The organism is Modestobacter sp. VKM Ac-2979 (assembly GCF_026967995.1).
GTDB lineage: Bacteria > Actinomycetota > Actinomycetes > Mycobacteriales > Geodermatophilaceae > Modestobacter.
This window is the reverse complement of record NZ_JAPVBO010000002.1, coordinates 254855-271950: the sequence shown is the minus strand read 5'-3', so window position 1 is coordinate 271950 and position 17096 is coordinate 254855. Positions and strand designations below refer to the sequence as shown.

Genomic DNA, 17096 nt, shown 5'->3' with positions numbered 1-17096 from the left:
CCTCTCGCGGCACCGGCCACCGGTCGTCGTCCCTGCTGTGTTCAATGGTGCCGTGCACCCCGGAGACCCGACGGCTCGTCCGTGCCCCACCCGGTGACCGCTGCGGAGAGCGCCGGTGCCCGGGCGAGGCTCGCCGCGGTACGTGCCACCGAGCTGCTCGACGCGGCCGCCGAGGAGTCCTTCGACCGGCTGACCGCCCTCGCCCGGCGGTTGACCGGGGCACCGGTGGCCCTGCTCACCGTCGTCGACGACCAGCGGTCCTACTGGCTGAGCCGCCAGGGCACGGAGCCGGGTGGCCCGGTGCAGAGCACCGTCGAGGAGTCCTTCTGCCAGTACGTGCTGGGTGGGGATCCCCTGGTCCTGGACGACGTGACCGCCGACGAGCGGACGAAGCGGAACCCGCACGTCGAGGAGTTGGGCGTCCGCGCCTGGGCCGGCTTCCCGGTGCACACCCCCGACGGGGAGGTGCTCGGCAGCTTCTGCGTGGTCGACACCGTCGCCCACGAGTGGACCACGGACGACATCGAGCTGCTGGAGGACCTGGCGGCCATCGCGTCCCGTGAGGTCGCGTTGCGGGTGACCATGCTCCGGGCCGAGCAGGCCCGGGCCGAGGCGCGGGCGGAGGCGGACCGCGCTGCCCTGCTGGCACGCATCGGCGACCTGCTCACCGCCGGCCTGGAGCCCGCCGGCGTCTGGGAGGCGATCGCCCGGCTGGCCGTCCCGGCACTGGGCGACCTCGCCTACGTCTGCACCGTGGAGCGCGACGGCAGCCTGGCCCCCGTGGCCGTCCGGCACGCCGACAACGACCAGCTCGCGGTCCTGGAGGAGTGGGTGCACGGCGTGGGCCGCCGGATCGGCGAGGCCTCCGGTCCCGGCCACGTCGCCGTGACCGGCCGGGTCCAGCTGATCGACGTCCCGGCGGACGCCGCGCTGACCCCCGCCCAGCGGGACGCGGCCGCCCGGCTGGGGGTCAGCAGCGCGCTCGTCGCGCCGTTGAGCAGCCGCGGTGGCGTGGTCGCGGTCCTGGTGGTGGCCCGGACCGGGGCGGCACCGCCGTACAGCGGGGTCGAGCAGGAACTGGTCACCGCGATGGCCGACCGAGCCGCACTGGTGGTGGAGAACGCCTTGGCCTACGCCTGGCAGCGCTCGATGTCGGAGACGATGCAGCGTGCGCTGCTGCCCCCGGTGCTGCCCCGCCCCGAGCACCTGCAGCTGGCCGCCCGGTACCAGCCGGCCGGCGATGCCCAGCTGGTCGGCGGGGACTGGTACGACGCCTACCTGGACGCCCGGGGCACCACCAGCCTGGTCATCGGCGACGTCGCCGGCCACGACATCGAGGCGGCGGCCACGATGGGCCAGCTGCGCACGATGCTGCGGATGGCCGGGCACGACGGCACCGCGACCGCCGGCAGCGTGCTGGCCGCCGTGGACGCCGCCTGCGACACCCTGGCGCACGGGGTGTTCGCCACCGTCCTGGTCGCCCAGATCGACGGCGACCCGGCGACCTCCCCCGGTGGAGAGCGGAGCATCCGCTGGTCCTCGGCGGGGCACCCGCCTCCGCTGCTGCTGCACGCCGACGGCCGCGTCGACGTGCTCACCGACCCGGTCGGGATGCCGCTGGGCGTGCTGCCCGACCAGCTGCGCCCGGACCACCTGTGCTCCCTGCCCGCCGGGTCCACGCTGCTGCTCTACACCGACGGGCTGATCGAGCACGGCGCCGGCCCGGCCGGCGCCCGGGACCTCGACCAGGGCCTGGAGCGCCTGGTCGGGGTGCTCACCGGCGCCGCCGCGCTGGGCCTGGACGAGCTGTGCGACCGGGTGGTCGACACGCTGCTGCCCGCCGCCGGCGCCGACGACGACGTGGCCCTCATCGCCGTCCGGGTCGCACCACCCACCGCTGGGACCTAGGCCTCGACCCGGGCGGTCTCCCGGCGCATCCGCAGCCCGTGCAGGAGCAGGCCGGCGGCGAGCACCGCCCCGACCCCCTCGCCGGCGCGCAGCCGCAGGTCCAGCAGCGGCTCGCAGCCGAGCGCCTGCAGGACGGCGTCGCTGCCCCGCTCCCGGCTGCGCTGCCCGGCCACCAGCGCCGACTGCGCCGCGGGCTCCAGCAGCACGGCGACCAGCGCCGCGACCGCGGTGGCGAACCCGTCGAGGACGACGACCGCCCCTGCCTCCGCCGCCCCCAGCACCACCCCGGCGAGCACGGCGAGCTCGGGTCCGCCCAGCTCGGCCAGCGCGGTCAGCGGGTCCAGGTCGGGGCCGGCCCGGGCCAGCGCCGCCGCGACGACGTCCCGCTTGCGCTCGACCATGGCCGCGTCCGCGCCGGACCCGAGCCCGGCCACCACGGCTGGTTCCACGTGCATCAGCGCGGCGGCCAGGGCGGCGGCGACCGTGGTGTTGCCGACGCCCACCTCACCGACGGCCACCAGCCCTGCTCGGCCGTGCTCGACGCCCAGTGCCCGGCCGGCCGCCAGCAGCGCAGCGGCGTCCGCCGCGGTCATCGCCGGCCCGGTCACCAGGTCGCCGCGGGCTCCCGACGGCCGGGCCACGACCGCACCGGGCACCGCCGGCCCGGCTACCCCGGCGTCCACCACGACCAGGTCCAGCCCCGCCGACCGGGCGGCGGTCGCCCCCATCGCCACCCCGGCGACCGCGGCGGTGACGACGTCCCGGGTCGCCGACGCCGGGTAGGCCGAGACGCGGTGCGCGGTGACCGGGTGGTCGGCGGCGGCGAGCAGCAGCACACCACCGGTCAGACCGCCCCGGCCCAGCGCCACCGCCCGGGCGACCGCGCCGTCCAGCACGCCCAGCGACCCCGGCGGGGTGAGCAGCCGGTCGGCGTCGTCCCGAGCCCCGACGACCTGCTCGGGCGCCGGGCTGCGCAGCCGGGACGGCGGCGGTGCAGGCGCGGCCTCCTCGGCCGGCCACCGGTCGGCCAGCACGACGTCGGACAGCGGCTGCCGACGCGACCAGGCGGCCCGCTCCAGACCCGGCACCGGCGGGCGCTCGTCGGGCCAGCCCAGGCACAGCCAGCCGAGCGTGACCACCCCGTCGGGCAGGCCGAGCAGGCCGGCGAGCTCGTCGGGGCGGAACAGCGTCACCCAGCCGACGCCCAGGCCCTCCGCCCGCGCGGCCAGCCACAGGTTCTGGACGGCGGTGGCGCAGCTCCACAGGTCGGCGTCGGGGAAGGTCGCCCGGCCCAGCACGCCGGCCGCCGGCGCCCGCCGGTCGCAGCAGACGACGACGCCCAGTGGCGCCTCCCGGACGCCGGCCAGCTGCAGGTCCAGCAGCCGGGCGGCGGCGTCCGGGTCGAGCCGGGCGGCCTGGCGCAGCCGCTCCCGGTCGGTGAGGACGGCGGCGGTGTCCCGGATGCCGGCGTCCCGGACGACGACGAACCGCCACGGCTGGCTGTGTCCCACCGACGGCGCCTGGTGCGCGGCGGTGAGCACCCGGGTGAGCACCTCGTCGGGCACCGGGTCCGGGCGGTAGCGCCGGACGTCGCGGCGGGCCTCGACCGTGCGGTACAGCCCGGCCCGGTCGGCCTCCGGCAGCGCCCAGCCGGCGGGGTCGGCGGCGCGCTCGGTGGCCGCGGTGCCGTCGCCGATCAGTGGCACCGGCCGCGGGTACGTCATCCCTCCACCTGCCGCAGGAACCGGCGGACCGTCTCCAGGAAGACCTCGGGCTGCTCGGAGTGCACCCAGTGCCCGGCGTTCTTCACCCGCACCAGCCGGGTCGTCGGGAACAGCTCGTCCATCCGCGGCCGGTCGTCGTCGAGCACGTAGGTGGAGTTGGCCCCGGCGATCCAGAGCACCGGCTCCTCGTAGGTGGCCCCCGGCGGCGGATCGGGGAACCGGCGCAGCTCGCCCAGGTCGCGGGCCAGGGTCTCCAGGTTCAGCCGCCAGCGCCAGCCGTCACCCTCCCCGACGCCGTCCCGGACCAGGCTCTGCAGCAGGAACGACCGCACCATCGTGCTGGGGACGGCGGCGCGCAGCGCCTGGTCGGCGTCCTCGCGGGTCTCCAGCCGGTCGAGGTCCATGCCCTGCATCGCGGTGATGAACGCGGCGAACGGGGAGGCCTCCTCGTCGGGGTCCTCGGTCCGGCCACCGGACTCGGGGTAGTCGGTCGGGGCGATGTCGACGACGACGAGGGCGCGCAGCAGCTCGGGACGGCGCAGCGCCAGCTGCATCGCCACCTTGCCGCCCATCGAGTGCCCGACCAGCGTCACCGGCTCGCCCAGCTGGGCCAGCTCGGCGGCGACGAACTCGGCCATGTCGACGTAGTCGACCCGGTCGGTCCACGGGGAGTGCCCGTGGTTGGGCAGGTCGAGCAGGGTGACCCGGTGCCCGTCGGCGGCCAGCGCCTTGGCGATCGTCGTCCAGTTGCGGCCCTGGCCGAACAGGCCGTGCACGAAGACCACGTGGGGCCCGGTGTCGCCGAGCGTGCGGGCCGACAGGCGGATGTCCTCGGTCATGCGCTGATCGCAGCACATGTCGTTGCGCCTGGGTGTCGGTGGGCGCCCGTAACGTCGGGCGGACCGGTCGTCGACCCCCAGGAGTTCCCCCGTGCCCGGACGCCGACGGCGCCCCACCAGCTCGTCCCGCACCACCACGACGACCACCCGGACGGCGGCGCCGCGGAAGGCAGCCGCCCGGAAGGCGGCCCCCCGGAAGGCCGCGCCGAAGGCGGGCGCCGAGCTGCCGGTCGCCGGGCCGGGGGAGCGGGTCTGGGTGCTCGCCGTCCCGTTCCGCGCGCCGGCACCGGGGGCGAGCTGGCACGCCGGCCTGTCCGCGCACGTGTACGTGGGCGCCACCCTGCCCGCGGCGCTGGCGCCCTACGACCCGCCGCCGTACAGCCTGGAGCGGTTCCTCGAGGACGAGCTGAACGCCGAGCCCCGACCGGTGCCGGCGGGCCGCCCGATGTCCCCACGGCCGGAGCAGGTCACCGGGGCGGCGGTCATCGCCGCGCACGAGGCCGCCGGCGGGCGGATGTTCCTGCTCGGCGACGACCCGGGTGTGGGCAAGACCGGCACCGCGGTCCTGGCCGTCGCGCAGATCGCAGCCCGGCGGGCGGACCAGCAGCGGCCGGTCCGCACGGTGCTGGTCGTCGCCGACCGGCCGGCGGCCATCACGGTGCCGCACTGGGCCCGCTCGATCGCGGCCTTCGGCGACAGCGGGCTGCGCTGGTGCGTGACCACCTGGGACCGGCTGGGCAAGGTCGCCGGGCTGACCAAGGCCACCGGGCAGCGGTTCGACGTCGTGGTCGCCGACGAGGCGCACATGGTCCGGCACACCACCACGCAGCGGTGGAAGCACTGGCGGTCGGTGTCCGGCGCCGGCCGGGTCAAGGACGCCCCGTACGTGCTGCTGGCCACCGCGACCCCGGCACACACCCCGCTGGAGCTGCCCTACCTCGCGCCGCACTTCGCCGCCGTCCACGGGGAACCGCTGAAGGAGTGGGCCGACCTGCCCAGCCGGCTCGCGGCGCACGGGTTCCACGTGGAACGTGCCCGGTACGGCTGGAGCTGGACCGAGGACGCCGAGGAGCGCCGGGCGGACCTGACCCGGCTGCGCAGCTGGCTGGCCGACACCGACCCGCCGGCCACGCTGCACCGCCCCGCCCCGTGGGGGCCGGTGTCGGTCACCGGCACCCCGGTCGAGCTGACTCCGGCCGAGCGCGCGCAGTACGAGGCCGAGTGGTCGGAGTTCCGTGCGGAGATGCAGCTGGCCCGCCGGAAGCGGGAGACCGCGCGCGGCCGGGCGGCGCTGCTGCGGTTCCGGCAGAAGGCCGGGCTGATCCGGGCGGCGGCGACGGTCGACTGGGTCAAGGCCCAGGTGGAGGCCGACCGGCAGGTGGCCGTGTCGGTGGAGTTCGTCGAGACCGCCGCCGACCCGATCCGGGAGTCCCTGCTGGACGGCGGGGTGGCCGTCGCCTCGATCTACGGCCGGGACCGCTTCGACGTGGAGGCCGAGCGGCTGCGCTTCCAGACGGGGGAGGCGCCGGTGTGCGTGTTCACCGTGACCGCGTCGATCAGCCTGCACGCCGGGGAGGTGCTGCCCGGCGGCCACACCGCGTCGACCACGCCGCGGGTCGGGCTGTTCCACCAGCCGCGGTTCTCCGGGATCGCCGCCCGGCAGGTCACCGGCCGCACGCACCGCGACCACCAGGTCTCACCGTGGCGGGTGGCCTTCGCCCAGGACACCGTGGAGGAGGACGTGGCCCGGGTGATGGTCGAGCGGCTGGCGGTCACCGGCTCGACAGCCGGCGGCGACACTGCCGGGCTGCAGCAGATCGCCGAACTGCTCGACGCCGACTGGCTGCCCACGACCTCGCTGACCGGAGCCGACTAGCGGGGCTCTAGCCGCATCGGCAGGTGCGGGATGCCGTCCTCGACGTAGTCCGGCCCCGAGCGACGGAACCCGAACCGCTCGTACCAGGACTCCAGGTACGCCTGGGCGCCGATGTCGATCGTGCGGCCCTCGCACAGCTCGATGCCGCGGGCGACGAGCTGGGCAGACAGCCCTCGACCCCGGGCACCCTCCGCCGTGGCGACCCGGCCGATCGCCCGGTCCTCGCCGTTGGTCAGCACCCGGATCGTGGACAGCACCGTGCCGTCGTCCGCCTCGTGCCAGAGGTGCACGGTGGTCGGCTCGGCGTCCCTGCCGTCCAGCTCCGGGTACGGGCAGGCCTGCTCCACGACGAAGACGTCGACCCGCAGCCGCAGGATCCCGTAGAGCTCCGCCGGGGTCAGCTCGGCGAAGGCCGCCTCGCGCAGGGCGGGTGCATCGGTCACCGGTGCATCGTCGCAAGCGGTCAGGACGCCGCTCGCCGCAGGTGCTCGCGGTGGGCCAGCAGCGCCCAGACGACGTGCCCGAGGTCCATCCGCTCCCCACCGGCCGGCCAGGCGTCCGGCAGTGCGGCGTCCGGCACCAGGGTCAGCAGCGGCCGCGGCGACGTGGCCTCCCTCGCGGGCAGACCGACGGCGAAGGCCGGGTCGGGCGGACCCCAGACCCGCTGCCCGGCCCGGTCGAGGGCCACCAGCTCCCGACCCCGGCGCTCCAGCACCAGAGCCTCGTCGTGCACCAGGCCGTGGTCGACGTCGCAGAGCAGCACCATCGCCGACACGTCGGTGCGGCCACCCAGCCGCCACGGGGTGAGGTGGTGGGCGTGCAGCCGCTCGATCCGGGTCTCGGTGCAGCCCGGCCGGGCACAGCCGCCGTCCCGGGCCAGCAGCGCCCGCCGCTGCGTCACGGTGGCCAGCCGCCGGCGCCGTCCGAGCGCCAGCGGCTGACCGTCCCGCTCGACGATCACCGTCAGCGCCGCCTCGCAGGCCATCCGCCGCACCTGGGCCGGGGTGAGCGCCGGGCCGCCCTCCAGGTGCGCCCGCCCCGCGGCGGCGTCGTCGGCCAGGACGTCGGCGTCCACGTGCACCACCACCTCCCGACGCGGCGGGTCGCCCGCCCGCCGTCCGGTGTCGGCGGCGACCTCGGCCAGCTGGGCCAGCGCCCGGCAGCGCCGCGCGCTCATCCGTTCCCGCGGGAACGTCTCGGGGTCTGCCGGGCAGTCGGCGGCAGCGGCGGCCCGCGTCGCGGCGGCGCGGTCCCGGCGGGCGTCGCGCTCGGCCAGCGACTCGACCGACGCCAGCAGCGCCGCGCCGGCCTCGCCGTCCATCCGGACCTGCAGCACGAGCATCCCGTCGGCGTCCCAGTGCCACTGGAAGGACCGCTTCTCCGCGACGAGCTCCTCGTCGACGGCGTCCGACCGGCGCCAGGCGCGCACCACCCGCTCCACCTGGGACGCCGTGGCGTGCCGCGCCAGCTCGACCAGCTCGACCTCGGTGCCGGCATCGGCCACCCGGGTGATCGCCCGCACCTTCGAGTAGGACAGCCGCCCCGCGGCGAACGCCTCCGCCGTCACCGGCAGCGAGCCGAGCGCGCGGGCGACCCGCACGTGCTCCCGCGCGGCACCCGGGCTCATCCCGCACTGCCAGGCCAACCAGTGCGCACAGCTCTGCACGCCGACCTCACCCCAGCCCTCGCGGGCGTCGAACTCCGCGACCAGCCGCAGCCAGGCAGCGGTCGCCGCCGCCAGCCGCACCGCCCCCGACCGGATCTCCCGGGCCAGCTCCTCGACCGACCGCTGCTCCGACATCCCACGCACCGCCGCGACTGCACCCATGACCCGACGCTAGGGCCGAGGTACGACAGGAACCGCAGCTCAGCGACCCGGCGACGTTCCCGCGGGAACGCCTCAGCGGGTCCGCGGCTCAGCCGGCGGCGCGGTACTGGGCGGCGACGTCCGCGTCGGACAGCACGTTCGCGTAGACGCTCACGTGCGCGACCGACCCGGCGAAGTGCTCGCTCCGCGGGTTCGCCGGCCACGCCGGGCCGATCGAGTCGTACCCGACCCGCCAGTAGCCGGTGAACGGCTCGGCCGAGGTCGCCTCCGGGCGCGCGGCGACCAGGGCGCCGTCCACGTAGAGCCGCAGGCCGGTGCCCGGGGAGAAGGTGGCTGTCATCTGGTGCCAGGCGCCGTCGTTGTAGCCGTCGCGGGACGTCGCCGTCTGAGGGGACCCGCTGTAGACACCGAAGGTGAGCTTGCCGGAGTGGGTCATGTAGACGTGCCGGTCGTACTGGCTGGAGGCGGCCCCGTTGGTGCCGTTGCCGAACCCGATCAGCTTGCCGCCCTCCCTGGTGGTGGTCGAGAACCAGACCTGGACGGTGAACGTCTGCGGATCGGCCAGCGCCGTCGTGGAGTAGATGAAGCCGGAGCCACCGTCGAGCCTGACCGCCTTGCCGTCGCCGCCGCAGGCCGGGCCGGGGACCCGGTAGGTCACCCCGCTGCCGCTGTACCAGCCGTTGACCGACCTCGCGTAGAGCCCGCTGTTCGCGGCGACCGGCCCCGCGGTCTCCTGCAGAGCCAGGTAGCCGGGCGCGCTCGCGCCGGCGGAGTGCAGGTGTAGTAGCGGGCCGAGGCCCAGGAGTTGGCGTCGTTCGCGGTGGTCGCGGTGAAGACGGCGCCCGCCACCGAGAGCCCGGGCAGGGTGCCGAGCAGGGCGGTGAGGCCGACGGCGACCGCGGGGACGGCGGTCCGGGCGGCCCGCCACGGGTTCCCCGTCGCCGGCTCCTCGTCGTCCTCGGGCGTGCGGTGGGCCAGCGCGAGCGTGACGACGAGTGCGAGCAGGGCCGCACCGCCGGCGAGGGGGAGCGCCCGGCCCTCGGCGGCCCACAGCACCGGTAGGCCCAGACCGGGCAGCCGGAGCGCCCCGACGCCGTGCACGGCGGACGGGTCGACGAGCTGCGGGTCAGGGGTGGGGTTGGCGTCGCCCTGCAGGCGCAGGCCGCCGTCCTCGACGGCGACCAGCCGGTGCAGGCGCAGCAGGCCGGGGGAGTCGGGGTCGTCGACGAGGAGCACGTCACCGACGGCGAGCTCCGCGGCGGGCACCGGCCGGACGACGGCGACGTCCCCGGAGGAGACGCCGGGTGCCATCGACCCGGACAGGACGACGGTGGTCTGCCAGCCGACCACGGTCGGCGCGACGGAGGCGAGCAGCAGCAGCGCCACGGTGCCGAGCAGCGCCCGGGCGAGGCTGCTGACCACCAGCGCGGACGTGCTGACGCCAGGCGGCGACGCGGGTGGCGGTCATCGGGTGCGTGCCTCCCAGACGAGGCTGAGCGTCGCGGTGCCGTTCTGAGTGCTGGCGGGTGCGCTCGCCCGCAGCGTGTAGCCGATCTGATAGACCCGGCTGGTCGGCGCTGCCCCGGAGCTGGTCCAGCTGCCCACGCCGACGGTCCAGCCGTCGGTGGGGAATGCGGCGAGGGTGCCGGTGTAGGCCGTGGCGGAGGGCTGGAAGCCGGTGCAGCTGCCGCTGCCGCCTCCCGTTCCCACGGCGATGGTGAGGTCGAGCTGACCGGCCAGCCCGTTGGTGCTGCTCCGGCCGGTGCCGTACAAGCGGACGGTCGCCGGCGACCCGGCGGCCGCGACGGCGATGCACCTGGTGGCTGTGGCCCCGGGCCGCAGCCCCGTGGCGGTGAACATCCGGACGGCGGAGTCGTCGTCGGTCAGGGTGAGCGTGCCGGTGCTCACGGTGGGCAACGGCCGGCTGACGGTGGTGTCGCTGAACCCGGCGTAGGCGCCGTGCCACACGAGGGCTGCGGCCAGCACCAGCGCGGTGCCGGCCGAGACAGCCGTGCCGAGGCGCACCCGGCGCGCACGATGAGACCTCACCCCGTTCCATCGGCGGGACCGGACCGGACGTTGAGCTCCCCCGTCACCCTCCCGGGTGAGCAGGGCGGTGTTAGCGTCGGGAGCTGACACGGGGTGTCCCACCGGGGACTGAGAGCACACCCGTCGAACCTGCTCCAGTTGGTACTGGCGAAGGGATGTCACGGCGATGGACGCCATCGATCTGCGCGCTGCCGGCACGGCGCTGCGCGACTCCGCACCCCTGGTGCACTGCCTGACCAACACGGTCGTGCAGACGATCACCGCCAACGCGCTGCTGGCGATCGGCGCTGCACCGGCCATGGTCGACGACCCGGCCGAGGCCGGTGAGTTCGCCGCCGTCGCCTCCGCGGTGCTGGTCAACGTGGGCACGGTGCAGCAGCGCACCGCCGAGGCGATGCGGCTCGCCGCCCGAACCGCCGGCGAGGTGGGCACCCCGTGGGTGCTGGACCCGGTGGCCGTCGGCGGGCTCACCTTCCGCACCGAGCTCGCCGCCGACCTGGTCGAGCTGCGCCCGACCGTCTTCCGGGGCAACGCCTCGGAGGTGCTGGCCCTGGCCGGCGCGGGCAAGGGCGGCCGTGGCGTGGAGAGCACCGACTCCCCGGAGGCGGCGCTGGAGACGGCGCAGGAGCTGGCCCGCCGGACCGGTGGCGTCGTCGCGGTCAGCGGTCCGGTCGACGTCGTCACCGACGGGGACCGGGTCGTCCGGGTGGGGGGCGGCTCCCCGCTGCTCACCCGCACCACCGGCGCCGGCTGCGCGCTCGGCGGCATCGTCGCCGCCTACGCCGCCACCACCGGTGACCCGCTCATCGCCGTGGTCGCCGCCCACGCGCACGTGGCGCTGGCCGCCGAGGCCGCCGCTGGGCTCGCCGCCGGGCCCGGCACGTTCGCCGCGCTGTGGCTGGACGCGCTGGACGCGGTCGACGGCGACGCGCTCGCCCGCGCCGACGTCCGCAGCGCATGAGGGCCGGCTTCGACCCCCGGCTCTACCTGGTCACCGACACGCTGCTCTGCGCGCCCCGGTCGGTGCCCGAGGTGGTCGCCGCCGCCGTCTCCGGTGGGGTGACCGCCGTCCAGGTGCGGGACAAGGCCGCCGGCCGCCGCGACCTGCTGGCCCTCACCCGCGCGGTGCAGGAGGTGCTCCGGCCGACCCCGGACGTCCGGCTCTTCGTCAACGACGCCGTCGACGTCGCCCTGCTCACCGGGGCCGACGGCGTGCACCTGGGCCAGGACGACCTGCCGGCCGCCGACGTCCGGACGCTGCTGGGGCCCGACGCCCTGATCGGCGTCTCCGTCGGCAGCGCGGCCGAGCTCGACGACGTGCTCGCCCTCCCGCCCGGCACCGCCGACCTGGTCGGGCTCAGCCCGGTCTGGTCGACGCCGACCAAGCCGGACGCCGGCGCCGCCCTGGAGCTCCCGGGCACCCGCGCGCTGGCCACCCGGGCCCGCGCCGGGGGCCTGCTGTCGGTGGCCATCGGCGGCATCTCCGCCGCCACGGCCGCTGCGGTGGCCGGCACCGGGGTCGACGGCATCTGCGTCGTCTCCGACATCTGCGCCGCCACCGACCCGGCGGCCGCCGCCCGCACGCTGCGCGCCGCGATGGCCGGGGAGCTGGTGGCCCGATGACCGCAGCAGTGGCCCTGACCGTGGCGGGCAGCGACCCCAGCGGCGGCGCCGGCATCCAGGCCGACCTGAAGACCTTCAGCGCGCTCGGCGTCTACGGCACCGCGGTGCTCACCGCACTCACCGCACAGAACACCCGCGGCGTCACCGGGGTGCACCAGGTGCCGGCCGACTTCGTCGGCGCGCAGCTGGCCACCCTGCTGGACGACGTGACCGTGCACGCCACCAAGCTCGGCATGCTCGGCACCGCGGACGTCGTGCGGACGGTCGCCGCCGCGCTGGCCGACCGCCCGGGCGGCCCCGTGGTCTGCGACCCGGTGATGGTGGCGACCAGCGGCGACCGGCTGATCTCGGAGGAGGCGGTGGACGCCGTCCGCACCGATCTGCTGCCGGTGACCGACCTGCTCACCCCGAACGTGCCCGAGGCGGCGGCCCTGCTGGACGTGGCGCCGGCGACGACGGTCGAGGAGCTGGCCCCGCAGGCCCGCGCGCTGCTGGAACTCGGGCCGGTGGCCGTGCTGCTCAAGGGCGGGCACCTGGGCGGGGACGAGAGCGTCGACGTGCTGGCGACGGCGGCCGGGGTGCTGGAGACCCGGCGGCCGCGGGTGGCGACGTCGTCGACCCACGGCACCGGCTGCACGCTGTCCTCGGCGCTCGCGGCGCTGGCCGCCCGCGCTCGGCTCGCGGGGGACGAGCTGGACTGGGCGCCGCTGGTCGACGGGGCCCGGGACTACCTGCAGGCCGCGCTCGAGGCGGGGGAGTCCCTCGGCGTCGGCTCCGGGCACGGGCCGGTGCACCACTTCGCCGGGCGCTGGTGAGCCGGCCGCGCTGACTCAGCTGTCGCCGAGGACCTCGCGCAACACCCGGGCGGCCAGCTCGTCGCCGCCGGCGGCGGCGATGGAGAAGTGCTCGACGGCGGTGTCGACGTCGCCGGTCTCCAGCAGCAGCACGGCCAGGTTGTGGTGGGCGTGCAGGTCACCGCCCTCGACCCCGGCCCGGTAGGCGGCCTCGGCGGCGACGGCGTCGTCCAGCTCGTCGCGGTACAGGTTGCCCAGCGGGAGCCAGGTCGCGACCTCACCACGGGCCGCGCCCCGCTCCAGCACCGCCCGGGCCTCCTCGACCCGCCCCGTGCTGCGCAGCAGGTCGGCCAGGCCGGTACGGGCGTGCTGGTGGTGGTCGGCGCCCGCCCGCAGCTCCGGCTCCAGAGCCCGGTCGTGGCTCTCCTGCCAGCGCCAGCAGGCCAGGGTCGCGCGGGCCACCGGGTTGCCGGCGTCCGCGGCGACCTGCGCCCAGTGCCAGGCCGCCAGTTGCCGCCCGGACGACCGCAGCAGGTACGCCAGCTCCAGCGCCGCCGGGTGCGCGCCGCGCTCGGCCGCGACCCGGAACGTCCGCTCGACCTCGGCCGCCCGGTCCTGGCCCTGCAGCGCCACGCTCAACGCGGCCCAGCCTCCCGGCTCTCCCCGGTCCACCGCGGTCCGGGCGGCGGTCTCCGCCTCCGACCAGCACCCCAGCCGCAGCAGCGCCCGGGCCAGGTCCAGCCAGGCGTCGTCCTGTCCGGCGTCGGCCGCCCGGCGGTACGCCACGGCGGCCTCTGCCCAGCGTCCGAGGACGCCCAGGCAGGAGCCCAGGTGGCGGAGGGCGACCGGGTCGCCGTGCGCTGCCGCCCTCCCCAGGAGCTCGACCGCCTGCTCGTGGTCACCCAGCTCGGCGAGCGCGCAGCCGCGGTCGACGAGGGCGTCGACATCGGGGCCGTTCTCCGGGTCCAGGGGCACGTCGGCAGTCTGTCGTGATCACCGGGTCCGGCGCATGCCCCGAAGGGGCGGGTCCACCCGTTCAGGGGGTCCAGTCCGGTGGGTCGGCCGGCTGGAGGGCCGGGTCGTCGGCGGCCAGCGTGCGCACCGGACCGGGCGTCGTGCGCGGGCCCTCGAACCGGACGGTCACCCGGTTGAGCCCGCTGCCCCACACCCAGCCGGAGCCGAGGTCGGGGTGGACGACGTCTTGCCCCGGGTACCAGGCGACGACGACGGGGCCCGGATCCGGGTCGGCCGGCAGCTCCGCGGGCTCGACCAGCTCGACGGGCTCCACCACCTCGGTGGGCTCGGCGAACAGGTCGCCCTGCGCGTACGGCGACAGCCCCGAGACGCCGACGCCGAGCAGCCGCAGTCCACCGCTGCGGTCCACGGCGCCGAGCAGCCGGTGGGCGATCTCGGCGATCTGTCGCGGGTCGTCCACGGCGTGGGCCAGGGTCTGCGACCGGGTGAGGGTGCTGAAGTCGTAGCGGCGGACCTTCAGCGTCACGGTGCGCCCGGAGGTGCCCGAGCGCTGCAGCCGGCTGCCCACCCGGGTCGCCAGCGCCTCGATCTCGGTGGCCAGCCGGGCCGGGTCGGTCAGGTCGCGGGCGAAGGTCTCCTCGGCGCTGACCGACTTGGCCTCCCGGTCGGTGACCACCGGCCGGTCGTCGTCGGCGCGGGCAAGCCGGTACAGCCCGGCGCCGTGCGCCTGGCCGACCAGGCTGGTCAGGTCGACCAGCGAGAGCCGGTGCAGGTCGCCGATGGTCTTCACCCCGATCTGGGCCAGCCGCTCGGCCGTCGCCGGCCCGACGCCGCCCAGGGCGCGCACCGGCAGCGGGTGCAGGACGGCGAGCTCCTCCCCGGGCGGGACGACGGTCAGCCCGTCCGGCTTGTCCAGCTCGGAGCCGATCTTCGCCACCGCCTTGGAGGTGCCGATCCCGACCGACCCGGTCACGCCGCCGGTGGCGACGGCGATCCGGGCCTTGAGCTCGGCGGCCAGCGCCGTGACCCCGGGGACCGACAGGTCGTGCCCACCGGCGGCCAGGTCGACGTAGGCCTCGTCGATGGAGACCGGCTCGACCAGCGGGGAGAGCTCCCGCAGCAGCGCCATCACCACCTCCGACGTCCGCCGGTAGGCGGCGAAGCGGCCACCGAGGAAGGCGGTGCCCGGCGGGCAGAGCCGGCGCGCCTCGGCGGTGGGCATGGCGCTGCGGGCGCCGAACGCCCGGGCCTCGTAGGAGGCGGTGGAGACGACGCCGCGGCCGCCCGTGCCCCCGACGACCACCGGCCGGCCGCGCAGGGAGGGCTTGTCCCGCTGCTCGACGGCGGCGAAGAACGCATCGAGGTCCAGGTGCAGGATGCTGGGCTCCCGACGCACGCCCTCCATGATGCCGCGCCATGATGACCGCATGGTCGAACAGAGCAGCTGGAGCCGGATGTCCCAGGAGGACCCGGCACACTCCGCCGCCTACGTCGAGAGGTTCCGCCGGCTGGCCGCCGAGGGCGCGGACCTGGCGGGGGAGGCGCGGCTGGTCGACGCGCTGCTGCCCCGCGGCGCCCGGGTGCTGGACGCCGGTTGCGGTCCCGGCCGGGTCGGCGCCGTCCTGTTCGCCGCCGGGCACGAGGTGGTCGGGGTGGACGCCGACCCGGTGCTGATCGCCGCCGCCGAGGCCGACCACCCCGGGCCCCGCTGGCTGGTCGGTGACCTCGCCGAACTGGACCTGCCCGACCGGTTCGACGGGATCGTCTGCGCCGGCAACGTGATGGCCTTCCTCGCGCCGAGCACCCGGAGCGAGGTGCTCCGTCGGCTGCGCACCCACCTGCGCCCGGACGGGCGGGCGGCGATCGGCTTCGGCGCCGGGCGCGGCTACGCCTTCGAGGAGTTCCTCGCCGACGCCGACGGCGCCGGACTGACCCCCGACGTGCTGCTGTCCACCTGGGACCTGCGACCCTGGTCCCCGGACGCCGACTTCCTGGTCGCCGTCCTGCGTCCGGCATGACCCTCCTGCCCGACCCGGCGACCTTCTCCCGGCGCGACGACCAGCGCTCGGCGGGCCGCACCCGGTTCGTCGCCACCGGCGCCCAGACCCGCGGCGACTTCGGGCTGTTCGAGGTGACCATGGCCCCGGGCGGCAGCGGTCCCGGGCCGCACCTGCACCGCACGTTCAGCGAGTCGTTCCACGTGTTGGAGGGGTCGCTGGCGGTGCTGGCGAACGGCGAGTGGACGACGGCGCACGCCGGTGACCTGGTCTACGTGCCGCGCTCCGGGGTGCACGCGTTCCGGTCGGTCGGCCCGGACGTCGGGGCCCGGTTCCAGATCCTCTTCACCCCCGGCATCCCGCGGGAGGAGTACTTCGAGGGGCTGCTGGAGCTGCACGCCGGTGGCCGGACCCCGACACCTGCGGAGATCGACGAGTTCGCGCTCCGGCACGACCAGCTGAACCTGCGGGACTGAGCCCGACCGTGCACCGGCCGGGGTGAGTCACTCGCAGGCGGTGCCGTCCCCGTCGCCGTCCATCCGGTCGGACCACCCGGGGTCGGCGCGGTGCAGGGGTGCCGCGCCGGCTGCCCGGGCGGCGTCGCAGTTCGCGAAGGGCTCGACCGCGGTGGACGTTCCCGCGGGAACGTCGACTGGAACCGGCGCGGCCGCTGTCGGGACCGGCTCACCTCGGCAGGTGTCCAGCACCCGGGCGATGGCGTCGTGCTCGGCCTGGGTGACCCACAGGCCGTAGGTGGCCTTCACCGCGACCTGGCGGGCGACGTAGGCGCAGCGGTAGCCGCGGTGGCCCGGCAGCCAGGTGGCGGCATCGCCGTCGCCCTTCTGCCGGTTCGCCGCGTAGTCGACGGCGAGCAGGTTGAGCGGGTCGTTGGCGAAGGCGGTGCGCCGGGCCTCGTCCCAGCCGAACGCGCCGGTCTGCCAGCCGTTGCTGAGCGCGACGACGTGGTCGATGTCGACGCTGCTGCCATCGCCCTTCTCGAACGCGATGGTCTGGGCGGTGTACGGGTCGACCAGGGTGCCGCTGACCACCACGCAGTCCTGGGTGCCCGGCCGGAACTGCTCCTGCGTCAGGTCGCGGGCCAGCACGTCGTTGCGGGTGTCGCAGCCGTTGCGGTCGACGTCGGCCCAGGTGGCACCGAACTCGTCACGGTCGTAGCCGGTCTTCGCCGCGCGGCCCTTCACCGGGAGCGTGGCCAGCACGTCGGCGGCGGACTGGCCAGACGTGGGGGCGGCGGAGGGCGACTGCTGGGCGGCCTCGGAGACGATGTCCGCGCCTGTGGCGGACGGGGTGTCGGCCGGTGCGCAGGCGGCGGTGCCGAAGACGGCGAGCGCGGCCAGCGCGGTGATGCGGTGTTTCACGTGGAGCCCCCGGGGAGTCGGCCAGCCCCGACGGTAGGTTCCGTGCGGCCCGGATCGGCGGACCTGCCGGGCGCGCCGGGCGACGTGTCGCCGCCCGGCGCGGG

Annotated in this window: 17 protein-coding genes and 1 riboswitch; of the genes, 7 read left to right on the top strand and 10 right to left on the bottom strand. The window is 76.4% G+C overall.

Annotated elements, in window-relative coordinates:
* Positions 1 to 81 precede the first annotated feature (81 nt).
* A complete protein-coding gene (locus O2W15_RS05850) occupies positions 82 to 1908 on the top strand; it encodes a SpoIIE family protein phosphatase (protein ID WP_269178729.1) in 1827 nt (608 codons plus the stop codon).
* Here the strand turns inward: O2W15_RS05850 and bluB are convergent.
* On the bottom strand, positions 1905 to 3632 hold the full coding sequence (bluB, locus tag O2W15_RS05845; RefSeq protein WP_269178728.1) for a 5,6-dimethylbenzimidazole synthase: 1728 nt from the start codon (positions 3630 to 3632) through the stop codon (positions 1905 to 1907). The genes O2W15_RS05850 and bluB overlap by 4 nt on opposite strands.
* Positions 3629 to 4471, bottom strand: coding sequence for an alpha/beta fold hydrolase (locus O2W15_RS05840; protein ID WP_269164144.1), 843 nt, complete (start codon positions 4469 to 4471; stop codon positions 3629 to 3631). The genes bluB and O2W15_RS05840 overlap by 4 nt, the downstream gene beginning before the upstream one ends.
* A gap of 91 nt (positions 4472 to 4562) precedes the next feature.
* On the opposite strand from O2W15_RS05840, the gene O2W15_RS05835 reads away from it, so the two are divergent.
* Positions 4563 to 6347: a helicase gene (locus O2W15_RS05835; protein ID WP_269178727.1), complete on the top strand. Its 1785-nt coding sequence runs from the start codon at positions 4563 to 4565 to the stop codon at positions 6345 to 6347.
* Here the strand turns inward: O2W15_RS05835 and O2W15_RS05830 are convergent.
* The 5 genes from O2W15_RS05830 to O2W15_RS05810 form a co-directional block, all read right to left on the bottom strand.
* On the bottom strand, positions 6344 to 6790 hold the full coding sequence (locus tag O2W15_RS05830) for a GNAT family N-acetyltransferase (protein ID WP_269178726.1): 447 nt from the start codon (positions 6788 to 6790) through the stop codon (positions 6344 to 6346). The two genes, O2W15_RS05835 and O2W15_RS05830, sit on opposite strands and share 4 nt — an antisense overlap.
* 20 nt (positions 6791 to 6810) lie before the next feature.
* On the bottom strand, positions 6811 to 8175 hold the full coding sequence (locus O2W15_RS05825) for an HNH endonuclease signature motif containing protein (RefSeq protein ID WP_269178725.1): 1365 nt from the start codon (positions 8173 to 8175) through the stop codon (positions 6811 to 6813).
* 88 nt (positions 8176 to 8263) lie between these two features.
* Complete coding sequence (locus O2W15_RS05820) at positions 8264 to 8833, bottom strand: LamG domain-containing protein (RefSeq protein WP_269178724.1); 570 nt, start codon at positions 8831 to 8833, stop codon at positions 8264 to 8266.
* A complete protein-coding gene (locus O2W15_RS05815; protein ID WP_269178723.1) occupies positions 8830 to 9597 on the bottom strand; it encodes a hypothetical protein in 768 nt (255 codons plus the stop codon). Before O2W15_RS05815 ends, O2W15_RS05820 begins: the two co-directional genes overlap by 4 nt.
* Before the next feature lie 42 nt (positions 9598 to 9639).
* On the bottom strand, positions 9640 to 10200 hold the full coding sequence (locus O2W15_RS05810) for a hypothetical protein (protein ID WP_269178722.1): 561 nt from the start codon (positions 10198 to 10200) through the stop codon (positions 9640 to 9642).
* Between the two features lie 103 nt (positions 10201 to 10303).
* Positions 10304 to 10397, top strand: a riboswitch (TPP riboswitch).
* Between O2W15_RS05810 and thiM the strand changes: the two genes are divergently transcribed.
* From thiM to thiD, 3 genes are all read left to right on the top strand, one after another.
* Positions 10391 to 11185, top strand: coding sequence for a hydroxyethylthiazole kinase (thiM, locus tag O2W15_RS05805; protein WP_269178721.1), 795 nt, complete (start codon positions 10391 to 10393; stop codon positions 11183 to 11185). It overlaps the preceding riboswitch by 7 nt.
* Positions 11182 to 11847: a thiamine phosphate synthase gene (gene thiE / locus O2W15_RS05800; protein WP_269178720.1), complete on the top strand. Its 666-nt coding sequence runs from the start codon at positions 11182 to 11184 to the stop codon at positions 11845 to 11847. Before thiM ends, thiE begins: the two co-directional genes overlap by 4 nt.
* On the top strand, positions 11844 to 12662 hold the full coding sequence (gene thiD / locus O2W15_RS05795; protein WP_269178719.1) for a bifunctional hydroxymethylpyrimidine kinase/phosphomethylpyrimidine kinase: 819 nt from the start codon (positions 11844 to 11846) through the stop codon (positions 12660 to 12662). The genes thiE and thiD overlap by 4 nt, the downstream gene beginning before the upstream one ends.
* 15 nt (positions 12663 to 12677) lie before the next feature.
* On the opposite strand, the gene O2W15_RS05790 is transcribed toward thiD, so the two are convergent.
* Both O2W15_RS05790 and O2W15_RS05785 read right to left on the bottom strand, forming a co-directional pair.
* On the bottom strand, positions 12678 to 13616 hold the full coding sequence (locus tag O2W15_RS05790) for a tetratricopeptide repeat protein (protein ID WP_269178718.1): 939 nt from the start codon (positions 13614 to 13616) through the stop codon (positions 12678 to 12680).
* Positions 13617 to 13677: 61 nt separating this feature from the next.
* On the bottom strand, positions 13678 to 15012 hold the full coding sequence (locus tag O2W15_RS05785; RefSeq protein ID WP_269164134.1) for a DNA polymerase IV: 1335 nt from the start codon (positions 15010 to 15012) through the stop codon (positions 13678 to 13680).
* Between the two features lie 31 nt (positions 15013 to 15043).
* Between O2W15_RS05785 and O2W15_RS05780 the strand changes: the two genes are divergently transcribed.
* Positions 15044 to 15634: a class I SAM-dependent methyltransferase gene (locus O2W15_RS05780; protein WP_269178717.1), complete on the top strand. Its 591-nt coding sequence runs from the start codon at positions 15044 to 15046 to the stop codon at positions 15632 to 15634.
* A complete protein-coding gene (locus tag O2W15_RS05775) occupies positions 15631 to 16089 on the top strand; it encodes a cupin domain-containing protein (protein WP_269164132.1) in 459 nt (152 codons plus the stop codon). Before O2W15_RS05780 ends, O2W15_RS05775 begins: the two co-directional genes overlap by 4 nt.
* Before the next feature lie 27 nt (positions 16090 to 16116).
* Here the strand turns inward: O2W15_RS05775 and O2W15_RS05770 are convergent, their stop codons facing one another.
* Positions 16117 to 16992 (bottom strand): GmrSD restriction endonuclease domain-containing protein, encoded by an 876-nt coding sequence (locus tag O2W15_RS05770; RefSeq protein ID WP_269178716.1) that lies wholly within the window; start codon positions 16990 to 16992, stop codon positions 16117 to 16119.
* Between the last annotated feature and the right edge of the window lie 104 nt (positions 16993 to 17096).